The sequence below is a fragment of the Priestia sp. FSL W8-0001 genome (assembly GCF_038050335.1).
GTDB classification, from domain to species: domain Bacteria; phylum Bacillota; class Bacilli; order Bacillales; family Bacillaceae_H; genus Priestia; species Priestia flexa.
In genome coordinates, this window is the sequence record NZ_JBBPAL010000001.1 from 3,817,819 (window position 1) to 3,830,904 (window position 13,086).

Genomic DNA, 13,086 nt, shown 5'->3' on the forward strand with positions numbered 1-13,086 from the left:
TCCGCGTCCATTTTCTATATATTAATATTCAGACGTAATAATAGGTGTGCCAACAACCAGGGTTGTTTGGCCGCCCATTCCTGTCTTGCGTAATGCAATTTGTAAGTTCATTTCCTGTTGTTGACTTGAAAGAGCTTCTTCCCACAGTCCAGTATATGCTGATACTGATACAAATGACTCTTCCATTAGCGATTCAATCTGCTGGGCATTGAATGCTGTTAGTAATTGCTTGACTTGTAAAGACAAAACACTTTCCATCTTATCATTTATTTCACCTTTTATACAAGAGAAAATTAATGGATTTGTTAGGAAAAGTTTCTCATAATTGTCTTTAAAAATCCCCTCGGCATCGCTGACATTTTGAGTCGTGAATTCTTGTCCTATTAACTCATATGAGATATATCCACCTGTGCTTTTTTTATCTCCCGTATAGGTTAACATAATCAATTCTTTCACAGATCCCGCTTGTCTTGTACCTTTAGCTTTCCATACACCGTTTTCCCTTTTAATGTCCCATTTAAAACCTTTATATTTAGTTTGAAGCTGTTTTGATTTCATTTGGAAGTTTACTAGACTAGTAACGTCTGTAGCTTCTTCACGTGCATACAATGACCATTCTTTCATCTCTACAGCTTCTTTATTTAAGACGTTAACCATTTTTTCAAGCGTTGAATTTGAAGCTTGTGCATTGGTCACGTAACTTCCATAATATACGATTACACCTACAATGAAAATAGCCAAAAAGACACTAATTTTTTTTCCCATTTCCTCACTCCCTCTTCTTACTATCAGCCTGTCCAAATTAACCAGATGAATACACCTGTTTCGTCGTCATTTTTAGACAGCCTTTTAAGAGGGAAGAACTATTTTCTATTGAAATAAGGAAGGGATTCGCTGCGACCAGAATAAGTAATCCAAAAAGAAATTACTAACCGTGGACGCGATTGTAATGGTAAGCAAGATTAACATGATTCTTGCTTGTACTACACGATTTGGCTTCATTAATTTCTCAATCTGAAAACCTTGAAGCGCATACCATGTAATTACAATAAAAATAAGGTGAGAAACCATCGCTAATAGCGCCTGCGGACCAATACCACCAATTAGCATGATCACACCTCCTTAGCATAATGATAAATGATAAACAACAAAGAAGAGCCACTATCTCATTTAATCACAGTCGAGCGCAATGTGCAAAGGTTTACCTCTATATAACTTAATTTACATATTTTAACTAAATTAACCCTCTTGTTTATATAAAAAAGCCCCCTTAAAAGCTTAAGGAGGCTTTTGTTATTACATTTTCTGTTTAGTAACTTCTATGCGATTTAAAGCACGCTTTAAAGCTAACTCAGCACGTTTAAAATCAACGTCATCCTGCTTGCTTTGCAGTCGTGTTTCCGCTCTATTTTTTGCTTCTTCTGCACGAGAAACATCAATCATATCTGACGTTTCTGCTGCCTGTGCTAAGATTGTTACTTTGTCAGGTCTTACTTCAAGAAAGCCTCCACTAACAGCTACAACTTCATCACTGCTGCTTCCTTTTTTCAAGCGGACGGCTCCAATTTGTAATGGAGCTACCATCGGAATATGTCCATGTAAGATACCGAGTTCACCACTTTGGGCTTTTGCACTGACCATTTCCACTTCCGAATCGTAAACTGGGCCATCAGGAGTGACTACACTGACATGGATTGTCTTCATTCAAAAAACCTCCTATGTCCCTATATTATACTTCTACTCCCATGCTTTTCGCTTTTTCAACTACTTCTTCAATACGTCCTACTAGACGGAAAGCATCTTCTGGTAAATGATCATATTTACCTTCAAGGATTTCTTTAAATCCTTGAACCGTTTCTTTAACTGGTACATATGAACCTTTCTGACCAGTAAATTGCTCCGCAACGTGGAAGTTTTGAGATAAGAAGAATTGAACACGACGAGCACGTTGGACAACAAGTTTATCTTCATCAGATAACTCGTCCATACCTAGGATTGCAATAATATCTTGTAATTCTTTATAGCGCTGTAATGTTTGCTGAACTTGACGTGCAACATTATAATGCTCTTCACCTACGATTTCAGGAGAAAGCGCACGAGAAGTCGAAGCTAATGGATCTACCGCTGGGTAAATACCCATTTCAGATAGCTTACGCTCTAGGTTAGTTGTTGCATCTAAGTGAGCAAACGTCGTTGCAGGAGCTGGATCCGTATAGTCATCGGCTGGTACATAAATCGCTTGGATTGATGTTACAGAACCAACGCTCGTAGATGTGATACGCTCTTGCAATTGACCCATTTCCGTTGCTAGTGTAGGTTGGTAACCTACCGCTGAAGGCATACGACCAAGTAGGGCTGATACTTCTGAACCGGCTTGTGTAAAGCGGAAGATGTTGTCGATAAAGAACAGAACGTCTTGTCCTTGCTCATCACGGAAATATTCAGCCATTGTTAAACCAGTTAATGCAACACGTTGACGTGCTCCAGGTGGTTCGTTCATTTGACCAAATACCATCGCCGTCTTTTTAATAACGCCAGAATCTGTCATTTCGTGGTATAGATCGTTCCCCTCACGAGTACGTTCACCTACACCTGCGAATACTGAGATACCGCCGTGCTCTTGTGCGATGTTATTGATTAACTCTTGGATAAGTACAGTTTTACCTACACCGGCTCCACCGAACAAACCGATTTTACCACCTTTAATATAAGGAGCTAAAAGGTCAACTACTTTAATTCCTGTTTCGAGAATTTCAGCTTGTGTAGATAAGTTTTCAAATTTTGGTGCTTCGCGGTGAATGGGATCACGACGAACTCCCGCACTGATTGGTCCATCTAAATCAATATGCTCACCTAATACGTTAAACACACGACCTAAAGTTACATCACCAACTGGTACAGAAATTGGTGCTCCTGTATCTTCTACTTCTAGTCCACGAACTAATCCATCAGTTGAAGACATTGCTACTGCACGAACTGTATTATCACCTAAGTGAATCGCAACTTCTAATGTTAATTCGATTGCTACTTCACTTTCACTAACAGGTTTATGAGAAATTTTAAGGGCGTTATAGATTGCTGGAAGGTGTCCGCTGTCAAACTTTACGTCTACAACTGGACCCATGATTTGAGTAACGCGTCCTTTTGCCATCGTGTTCCCTCCTAACTTGCTTTTCAAGTCTTATTTCTATTCTAGAGCCGCTGCTCCACCAACAATCTCCGTAATTTCTTGCGTGATTGCTGCTTGACGAGCACGGTTATATGATAGGGTAAGATTATTAATAAGGTCTTTTGCATTATCCGTTGCATTTTTCATCGCTGTCATACGCGCTGCGTGCTCACTTGCTTTTCCATCCAGTAAGCCACCATAAATAAGGCTTTCTGCATATTGCGGCAATAGCACTTCTAATATCTCTTCTTGAGAAGGCTCGAATTCATAGGATACAAGCTTTCCTGTTGGAGCTAAGTCAGCTAACGGCAACAGCTTCTTTTCCGTTACTTCTTGAGAGATTGTATTAATAAAATGATTATAGTACAAATACAATTCATCAAATGTACCGTCCGCAAACATATGCACCGTTTGCGAAGTAATTCCTTGAATATCAGCAAAAGATGGTTGGTCGGATAAACCAGTAATTTCTAAAAACACTGGAATACCACGCTTTATAAAGAAGTCACGCCCGACTTTCCCAATTGCAATTACACCATACTCATCTGGAGATGTATGACGTTTTTCAATTGCTTGTGAGACAGCGCGCAAAACGTTACTATTATAAGCTCCCGCTAAGCCACGATCCGAAGTAATGACAATGTATCCCGTTTTCTTAATAGGACGAGCCGTTAACATTGGATGTGCAGCGCCTTTACTGCCTCCTGCTACGCTTGCAACTACTTCTTGAATCTTTTCCATATAAGGAACAAAAGACTTAGCGTTCTGCTCGGCACGGTTTAACTTTGCAGCTGAAACCATTTCCATTGCTTTTGTAATTTGACTCGTTTTTTTCGTTGATGTAATTCTCGTTTGTATATCACGTAATGATGCCACAGGTTTCACCACCTTGTTTTAGAAGATCACGTGGTATGAAAGGTGAACATAAGTTCACCTTTACCTTAATAAAAGCTTGTCTTAACATACCATTTTGACAAAATTAACGATTACTCAGATGCTACAAATGTTTTCTTGAACACTTCAAGAGCAGACTCAAATGCACCATCTTCAGGCAGTCCACCAGTTGTACGAATTGTTTCAAGAACTTCTTTACGATTTGAATCTAACCATGCTAAGTACTCATCTTCGAAACGAGTGATATCAGCAACTGGCACATCATCTAAGAAGCCTTTTGTTAACGCATATAAAATCGCTACTTGTTTTTCTACACGAAGCGGCTTGTGTAAGCCTTGTTTTAATACTTCTACTGTACGTGCACCACGGTTAAGCTTTGCTTGTGTAGCTTGGTCAAGGTCTGATCCAAACTGAGCAAATGATTCAAGCTCACGATAAGATGCTAAATCCAAACGTAGCGTTCCAGCTACTTTCTTCATCGCTTTAATCTGAGCTGATCCACCTACACGTGATACTGAAAGACCTGCGTTAATCGCTGGGCGTACACCTGAGAAGAATAAGTCAGACTGCAAGAAAATCTGTCCATCCGTAATCGAGATTACGTTTGTTGGAATATAAGCAGATACGTCTCCTGCTTGTGTTTCGATAAATGGAAGAGCTGTTAATGACCCTCCACCTTTAGCGTCTGATAGTTTTGCAGCACGCTCTAATAAACGAGAATGTAAGTAGAATACATCCCCTGGATATGCTTCACGACCTGGAGGACGACGAAGTAATAATGAAAGTTCACGGTATGCAGATGCTTGTTTTGTTAAATCATCATAGATAACAAGTACGTGTTTGCCGTTATACATGAACTCTTCACCCATTGTTACACCAGCATAAGGTGCTAAGAACAGCATTGGTGCTGGTTGAGAAGCAGATGCTGTTACAACAATTGTGTAATCAAGCGCTCCATGCTTACGCAATGTCTCTACTACGTTACGTACTGTTGACTCTTTTTGCCCAATAGCTACGTAAATACAAACCATATCTTGGTCTTTTTGATTTAAAATTGTATCAATTGCTACAGATGTTTTACCTGTTTGGCGGTCACCAATGATAAGCTCACGCTGACCTCGACCAATTGGTACAAGAGCGTCAATCGCTTTAATACCTGTTTGAAGTGGCTCATGTACAGATTTACGATCCATAACGCCAGGAGCTTGGCTTTCAATTGGACGTGTTTTTGTTGTTCCAATTGGGCCTAAGCCGTCTACAGGTTGACCTAATGAGTTTACAACACGACCAATTAATTGTTCCCCTACAGGAACTTCCATGATTCTTCCTGTACGACGTACCTCATCCCCTTCACGAATTCCAGTGTAAGGTCCTAAGATAACGATACCGACATTGTTTTCCTCTAAGTTTTGTGCCATACCCATGACACCATTTGAAAATTCAACTAACTCTCCAGCCATGACATTGTCGAGGCCATGAGCACGTGCGATACCATCCCCAACTTGGATAACAGTACCTACATCACTCACTTTAATCTCAGACTGATAGTTTTCAATTTGCTGTTTTATCAGCGCACTAATTTCTTCAGCTTTGATGCTCATGAATTTCACCCCTATCTACGATCTATGTGCAAGAAGTTCGCGATGTACCGATTCTAATTTTCCGGAAATACTTCCGTCATAAATACGGTTGCCGATGCGAAGCTTCACGCCGCCGATTAGGCTCTTATCGATTACATTTGAAATATATAATGAATGCTTTCCTACTTTTGGTGCAAATGTTTCAGAAATAGCACGCTCTTCATCTGAAGATAATGCTTTTACAGAGTATACTGTAGCTGCAGCTACACCTCGTGCTTCATTTGCAAGAGCACGATACTCACGAGTAATCTCCCCTACTACTTGGATGCGATGACGATCTAATAATAAAAGGAGCGTATTTTGAACCGTTTCTGTCAACGTTGAAAACGTTTGGCGAACTAAGTCTTTTTTTCGGTTGGTTGAAATTTTTGGATGCGTTAACACTTCAATTAAATCATCGTTTTGAGCGAAAACTGCTTCCACTACGTCTAACTCTTCTTGTAAAGCATCGATTGATTGCTTTTCAGAAGCTAATTGAAAAAGAGCTAATGCATAACGCTTCGCGACTGCCGACTGACTCATCGTACATCCCCTACTTCTTGAATGTACTCATTGATCAATTTCTCTTGATCTTGCTCTGACAATTCTTTTTCAATCACTTTCGACGCGATTAATACAGATAATGATGCAACTTGCTCACGAAGTGCAGTAACTGCTTGATCTTTTTCTTGCTGAATTTCTTGTTTTGCTAATGCTTTTAAACGCTCAGACTCTTCACGCGCAGCAGCAACAATTTCTTCTTTTTTCTCTTCAGCAGATTTTCTTGCGTTTTCCATTAAAACTTGAACCTCTTCACGAGACTGTTTTAACAGCTCGCGCTGCTCCTCAACAAGCTTCTGTGCTTGTTGATTCTGCTGTTCAGCTGAATCAATTTCACTTGCAATATGCTCTTCACGCTGTTTCATGATACCCATTACTGGACCAAACGCGAACTTACGTAACAATGCTAGCAAGATAAGGAACATTACTAATTGGAATAAAATATCTCCACCGTTAAAGCCTGATGCTCCTAATACAAACGTATTTGACACGGCTGCTTCACTCCCTTCAAAGACTTAACATCTATGATTTTGCTCATTAAAGACATAAAGCAATGGCGAAGGTTCTTTTCGAATGATCTTCGCCACTTTTAAACGTTTTAAGTTACTGATTATTGACCTTGAACCATGAACGCGATTACTACAGCGATAATAGGAATCGCCTCTACTAATGCAACCCCGATGAACATTGTCGTTGTTAATGTACCACGTGCTTCTGGTTGGCGAGCGATACCTTCTACTGTTTTTGATACGATAAGACCGTTACCGATACCAGCACCTAGTGCCGCTAAACCAATTGCAATTGCAGCTGCTAATAAACCCATTTTATAAAGTCCTCCCTTAGTGAAATAGAATTTTTTCAACATGTTTTAAACTCGCTCAAAACGGGTAAAGCTTGAGCGAAGGTTTTATAAATTAATGGTCTTGACTCACTTTGTGTGCCAGGTAAACCATTGTTAACATTGTAAAGATAAAAGCTTGAATTGCACCTACGAAAATACTGAAGCCTTGCCATGCCAATGTTGGCACAACTGCCCCAAATAATCCAAGAGCAGTACCACTTGTAGCAAGCCCTGCTAATAAAGTTAACAGAATTTCTCCTGCATAGATATTCCCGAAAAGACGTAGACCAAGCGTTAGCGTATTTGCAAACTCTTCAATAATCTTTAATGGGAATAGAAAAGGCATTGGTTTGAAGTAATCTCGACCATATTCTGCAAATCCCTTCATCTTAATACCATAATAATGTGATAAGACAACGACCATTGCTGCTAGAGTCAATGTAATCGTCGGATCAGCAGTCGGTGATTTCCACCATAATTCGTGATCGACAACAACGGCAAATGGTAATCCTAACATATTGGCGACAAAGATATACATTAGTAGCGTTACACCTAATGTTAAGAAACGACCACCCGTCTTCCAATCCATTGTGCTGTTAATGAGGCCTTTCACAAAGTCTAATACCCATTCCAGGAAGTTTTGCATACCTGTAGGCTTCATTGCTAAAGTACGAGTACATAAAACTGCAATTAAAAACACAATGACTGACGCCACGGTAATCATCAACATGTTACTGAGATTAAACGTAAGACCAAAGAAATCTTGAGTTGGTGATTCATGACCCAACTATATTCACCTCTCTTCCCATCTCCTGCGTATATTTTGAACAACTAAATCTATGATAATGACAAGATAGGATGTCATTAATCCCATAACTACACCAATAATATGAAAAGTATTTGAATAAGAGATTGTAATTACAACTGCTAGAGCAGCGGTTGCAAACCTTGCAAATGTTCCTACTGAACGAGGTCGTTTTCCTTCATCCAGCGCTTGTCCAAACTGTTTAGCCCTTCTTACTAAAACCCAAAGGTTATACAAACTGAGTGCTGTACCTAAAATCAGGCCTAAAAACACGGTTTGATAAGGAGTAAATCCCCATCCGAGAACGTATAGTGCTAGTAAATAAAATATGTAGGATCGAAGTCTTGGAAATAAATGTTGCAATTCTTGCATGGATTATTAATCTCCTGAAAAAAATTGTCGGACTGTACGCAGCATGGCATAGACGCCAACTGCAAGCCCTAAAAGAAGGCCTAAAACTAAAAAAAGTGGCTCAGTCCCAACTTTTCCATCAATCCATTTGCCACCAAATAGACCGATTAATACGGAACCTGCTAACTGAGAAAGAATGGTGGACATCAATGCAATCGCTTGTAATGAATGCCGTTTTTGCTTAGTCATTTTGAAAACCCCTTTTTGGTAAATTCTTTTTTTTCAAAAAAATCTACATACTCTACTCTAAAAATATGCGAGCTTATGTATAAATTACCAAAAAAGTTAAAAACAGTTAGTCAAAAACACAAGCGAACCTTGATTTTCAAGTGTTGAAAACCTTATCATTTATATCCATTGTTAGCATACAATAGCGCATATTTAATGTCAATGTGTTTAAGCTAAAAACTTCACAATCTAAAAAGGGATGTTCACATTTTTGCCACACATATTTCATATTTAAATAAGACCAATGTAAAAGGGCGTAAAACCTTGGTTTTACGCCCTTTTACTCAATTACTAGCCCTGCGTTTGCTACCTCTGTTTTACCATCTTTTTTAGCGTATGCGAACACTTTATACTCACCTTTGGGCAACTCTTCCTGCAGCTGAATTTTCCGTTTTAACATCCCTCTTTCTAGTTTTTTATCTACATCTAAATAAGAGACAAACCGAAGGGTGTCTATGTCATAAACAGCAATGCCAAATTCATCTGCTCCTTCAGGCAAAAACAATTCGTATAGATACGTTTTTTCGTCACTTCCCTGTACGGCCTGTAGTCCCATAACACGAGGATAATTTGGCTTTTCAACCATATACAAATAGGGTATTGATATTGTTTCACGTGAATCACGAATTTCTAAACGCCCATCATATATGCCTTTTTTCTTTTGATGGCTGTTTACCTGAAGATCAACTGCAATGGTCTTCGTTTCTTTCGGCTTCAATGTGAAAGAAAGCGGCACTCTCCAAATTTCTCCAAACGTTTTTGTTGGAGGCGTAACATGATAAACGTTTTTGTAATTCGCCTCATTAAAAATACGCATTTTAATCCTTTTGTTACTTTGTCCTTCAAAAACTCCAAACGACAGCGTGCTAGGTGATAACAGCGTTGTTGCCTTTACAGCACGTTCCACTTGAATTCTTCCTGCTCCTTGTTCATACGAGTGATAGAGCTCACCCTTTAAGTTACGAATTGGCTTTGCCGTACTCATAAGTGCCGCTTTTACTTGTTCTGGAGACCAATTGGGGTGAGCCTGTAAAAGTAACGCACAGGCTCCCGCTACGTGAGGTGCTGCCATGCTTGTTCCATTTAAAGGCTCATACCCGTTCGGTACCGTACTCCTAATTTGGTAACCTGGTGCTACCACATCAGGTTTGATATCCCAAGTGCTCGTAACTGGACCTCTGGAGCTAAAAGGAGTAATGATGTCTTCTACAGTTTTCATAGAAGCGAATGCATACGCGTTCCCTTTTTGAATTTCTTTCTTTATGGATTCTCCTACATCACTCGAAACCATAACTACTGGAATTGAAAACGATTCACTTACACTCTCGTCTACCACTCCATTAATAGCATGGTATACAATTACAGCTTTAGCTCCAGCTTTTTCAGCTTTACTGATTTTTTTAGACAGAGAGATTTCTCCTGTTTTCATAAGGACAACTTTGTTTCCAACATCTGCTACTTCCCTTCCGCTTCCTGCGTCCGTTAATACAATTGTCTGATCAATATCCCACTTCGCGGCATTTGGTAAAGGAGATAGAGAAATTTGCTGTGATAACTTTTCCATTTTTATAAATGGAATACGTGTCGGAGAAACTGAAGCACCAACCGAAATAGCTTGTTGAGCCGTTCCAGGAGAGCCTACGGTCCACAAACCAGGCCCTGAATTACCGCTAGAAGTTACTGCTACGATCCCTTTTTCAACAGCTTTATTTAACGCTAAGCTTGTAGGTAAATCTGGACCATTAATGTCATTTCCTAACGATAAGTTAATGACATCGACCCCATCTTGAATTGCTTTTTCAACAGCTAGAATAACATTTTCAGACGAGCCAGACCCACCCGGACCTAGGGCTCGGTAGGCATAAATTTCAGCTTCGGGTGCTACTCCGCGCATCTTCCCGTTTGCTCCTATAATACCGGCCACATGGGTACCATGAAGCGTAGGTTCTCCTTGCTTGCTTACTGTTTCCATTGGAGAATAATCTTGGTCCACAACGTCATAGCCACCTCGATAATTTGACTTTAAATCAGGATGATTAAAGTCAATTCCAGTATCAATTATTCCAACCTTTATCCCTCGACCCGTCAAGCGCTGGTTTTTCTTATCAAACATGCCCCTTACCTTTTCACTGCCAATGTAGGATGCACTTCCTTCATTTTTTGCATGATACGAAACAGAAGCATGCGAACTATCAATATAAGGTTCTTCTCGAAGTCTTTGTAAGTCATATAAAGTCCCCGATACGGATAGCCCTGTAAATACCTCCCGAAACTCGTGGTTAATGCTCACATTTGGATACTTTTTTTTTATTTCTTGTTTGGCAATCGCTACATTCTGCTCGTTCAGCATGAGAATGTATGTTTTTTGCACCTGTTTTTCAAATGATTGAATATCTGGAAACTCTACACTTTCACCGTACGTGCTTGTGCTGTTTATTCCAAACATTGACAGTAATAAAATGGTTATTTTCCACATAAAAACACCTCTCTACATAGCGTGTCACAAAGAGACCGCATTCATGTGAGAGGTGTTAGATTTATTTTTTATAGTGGCTTAAATTCTTCAGGTCTTTCTTCACGATGTTTAAAGTAGTAGCTAATCGCATCGCAAATACGCTCAGAGGCATGGCCGTCTCCGTAAGGATTAGATGCTTTAGACATTGTTTCATAAACAGCTTTGTCGATTAATAACTCTTTAGCTAAGTTGTAAATAGTTTCTTCTTCTGTGCCAGCTAATTTTAACGTTCCTGCTTCAATGCCCTCTGGACGCTCCGTTGTATCACGCAATACTAATACGGGTACACCAAGAGAAGGTGCTTCCTCCTGAACGCCACCGGAATCCGTTAAAATGAGGTGTGCTCGATTCGCAAAGTTATGGAAGTCGATTACATCTAACGGTTCGATAAGATGAATGCGATCATCATCGCCCAATATATCATTAGCTGTTTCACGTACAACAGGATTTAGATGCACAGGATAGACAACTTGTACGTCATCATGTTCAGTTACAATACGCTTTACCGCTCTAAACATATTTTTCATTGGCTCACCTAAATTTTCACGACGGTGAGCGGTTAATAAGATAAGGCGATCGCTGCCAAGATTACGTAAGACTTCATGCTCATACGAATCTTTTACAGTTGTTTTTAGCGCATCAATAGCTGTGTTTCCTGTCACAAAAATGTTTTCTTCATTCTTGTTTTCTGTTTTCAAATTAACAGAAGACTTCGTTGTTGGAGCAAAGTGTAAATCTGCTAGTACACCCGTCAACTGGCGATTCATCTCTTCAGGATAAGGTGAATATTTATTCCATGTGCGAAGACCTGCTTCTACATGGCCTACAGGAATTTGGTTATAAAACGCTGCTAGTCCAGCAATAAATGTTGTTGTTGTATCTCCATGAACCAACACAATATCCGGCTTTACTTTTTGCATCACATCGTTTAAACCTTCTAATCCTCTAGTTGTTACATCCATTAATGTTTGACGGTCTTTCATAATGTTTAAGTCATAATCTGGTTCGATATCAAAAATGGATAGCACTTGATCCAGCATTTGACGGTGCTGAGCAGTAACGGTCACAATTGCTTCAAATTCCTTGGGACGCTTCTTTAGCTCAAGAACAAGTGGCGCCATTTTAATAGCTTCCGGTCTAGTACCAAATATCGTCATTACTTTAACTGGTTGCTTCATTATTTATCACCCGTATCTGAGAAATTATTTTGTACCAAATAAACGGTCTCCCGCATCTCCTAAACCTGGAACGATATAACCATGGTCATTTAATTTTTCATCTAAAGCTGCGATATAAATATCAACATCTGGATGTGCTTCTTTTACGATTTCTACTCCTTCTGGAGAAGCGATTAAGCACATAAATTTAATGTTTTTTGCGCCACGCTTTTTCAATGAATTAATAGCTTCTACTGCTGAACCACCCGTTGCAAGCATCGGATCTACAACAATAAAATCACGCTCTTCTACATCATTTGGTAATTTAACATAGTATTCCACTGGTTGAAGTGTTTCTGGATCACGGTACAGGCCAACATGCCCTACTTTTGCTGCCGGCATTAATTTTAAGAAACCATCAACCATTCCGATACCTGCACGTAAAATTGGTACAATCCCTAGTTTTTTACCAGCGATTACTTTTGAAGTCGTTTTGCATACTGGCGTTTCAATTTCCACATCTTGTAAAGGTAAATCACGAGTTGCTTCAAAAGCCATTAAGCTTGCTACTTCGTCTACTAACTCACGGAATTCTTTTGTTCCCGTTTTTACATCACGTATGTATGTTAATTTGTGTTGAATAAGAGGATGATCGAATACGTATACTTTGCCCACTGAAATCTCTCCTTTGAATTTAAAAATGTCCACATTGAAATACCATTCAAGCGCTTGAATGGTACCTACTTTTTAAAAAAAACGATAACGTTAACATAACTTAAGCATTGCATCTATTTTACAGAAAATTATTTTTGAGTTCAAGCTTAATCCAAAAATAGATATTTTTCTATAACAATAGTGTAACCACATCATTCATCTTGAAACGTTG

Annotated in this window: 15 protein-coding genes; all 15 read right to left on the reverse strand. The window is 39.4% G+C overall.

The annotated features are described in order from the left end of the window. Nucleotides 1-21 precede the first annotated feature (21 nt). Nucleotides 22-765, reverse strand: coding sequence for a YwmB family TATA-box binding protein (locus MKZ18_RS20105; RefSeq protein WP_076512298.1), 744 nt, complete (start codon nt 763-765; stop codon nt 22-24). Between the two features lie 105 nt (nt 766-870). Then, complete coding sequence (locus tag MKZ18_RS20110; RefSeq protein WP_025908764.1) at nt 871-1,110, reverse strand: DUF1146 family protein; 240 nt, start codon at nt 1,108-1,110, stop codon at nt 871-873. A gap of 186 nt (nt 1,111-1,296) precedes the next feature. Beyond that, the gene (locus MKZ18_RS20115; protein ID WP_025908763.1) at nt 1,297-1,704 is read right to left on the reverse strand and encodes a F0F1 ATP synthase subunit epsilon; all 408 of its coding nucleotides are present in this window, start codon (nt 1,702-1,704) and stop codon (nt 1,297-1,299) included. Between the two features lie 25 nt (nt 1,705-1,729). Further along, nucleotides 1,730-3,151 (reverse strand): F0F1 ATP synthase subunit beta, encoded by a 1,422-nt coding sequence (gene atpD, locus MKZ18_RS20120; RefSeq protein WP_025908762.1) that lies wholly within the window; start codon nt 3,149-3,151, stop codon nt 1,730-1,732. Nucleotides 3,152-3,187: 36 nt separating this feature from the next. Beyond that, complete coding sequence (locus tag MKZ18_RS20125) at nt 3,188-4,045, reverse strand: F0F1 ATP synthase subunit gamma (RefSeq protein WP_061785834.1); 858 nt, start codon at nt 4,043-4,045, stop codon at nt 3,188-3,190. 110 nt (nt 4,046-4,155) lie between these two features. Beyond that, entirely contained in the window at nt 4,156-5,664 is a 1,509-nt protein-coding gene (gene atpA, locus MKZ18_RS20130; protein WP_025908760.1) for a F0F1 ATP synthase subunit alpha, read from the reverse strand. Between the two features lie 15 nt (nt 5,665-5,679). Further along, the gene (locus MKZ18_RS20135) at nt 5,680-6,225 is read right to left on the reverse strand and encodes a F0F1 ATP synthase subunit delta (protein WP_025908759.1); all 546 of its coding nucleotides are present in this window, start codon (nt 6,223-6,225) and stop codon (nt 5,680-5,682) included. Further along, nucleotides 6,222-6,734, reverse strand: a complete 513-nt coding sequence (gene atpF, locus MKZ18_RS20140) for a F0F1 ATP synthase subunit B (protein ID WP_025908758.1) — start codon at nt 6,732-6,734, stop codon at nt 6,222-6,224. The genes MKZ18_RS20135 and atpF overlap by 4 nt, the downstream gene beginning before the upstream one ends. Nucleotides 6,735-6,853: 119 nt before the next feature. Next, entirely contained in the window at nt 6,854-7,066 is a 213-nt protein-coding gene (gene atpE / locus MKZ18_RS20145) for a F0F1 ATP synthase subunit C (protein ID WP_025908757.1), read from the reverse strand. Between the two features lie 91 nt (nt 7,067-7,157). Then, a complete protein-coding gene (gene atpB / locus MKZ18_RS20150) occupies nt 7,158-7,871 on the reverse strand; it encodes a F0F1 ATP synthase subunit A (protein WP_025908756.1) in 714 nt (237 codons plus the stop codon). A 6-nt stretch (nt 7,872-7,877) separates the two neighbouring features. Beyond that, a complete protein-coding gene (locus MKZ18_RS20155) occupies nt 7,878-8,261 on the reverse strand; it encodes an ATP synthase subunit I (RefSeq protein ID WP_061785833.1) in 384 nt (127 codons plus the stop codon). A gap of 6 nt (nt 8,262-8,267) precedes the next feature. Beyond that, the gene (locus tag MKZ18_RS20160) at nt 8,268-8,489 is read right to left on the reverse strand and encodes an AtpZ/AtpI family protein (RefSeq protein ID WP_025908754.1); all 222 of its coding nucleotides are present in this window, start codon (nt 8,487-8,489) and stop codon (nt 8,268-8,270) included. A 319-nt stretch (nt 8,490-8,808) separates the two neighbouring features. Continuing rightward, on the reverse strand, nt 8,809-11,004 hold the full coding sequence (locus tag MKZ18_RS20165) for a S8 family serine peptidase (RefSeq protein WP_061785832.1): 2,196 nt from the start codon (nt 11,002-11,004) through the stop codon (nt 8,809-8,811). Between the two features lie 68 nt (nt 11,005-11,072). Beyond that, nucleotides 11,073-12,221, reverse strand: coding sequence for a non-hydrolyzing UDP-N-acetylglucosamine 2-epimerase (wecB, locus tag MKZ18_RS20170; RefSeq protein ID WP_025908752.1), 1,149 nt, complete (start codon nt 12,219-12,221; stop codon nt 11,073-11,075). Between the two features lie 24 nt (nt 12,222-12,245). Beyond that, nucleotides 12,246-12,875, reverse strand: coding sequence for a uracil phosphoribosyltransferase (upp, locus tag MKZ18_RS20175; protein WP_025908751.1), 630 nt, complete (start codon nt 12,873-12,875; stop codon nt 12,246-12,248). Between the last annotated feature and the right edge of the window lie 211 nt (nt 12,876-13,086).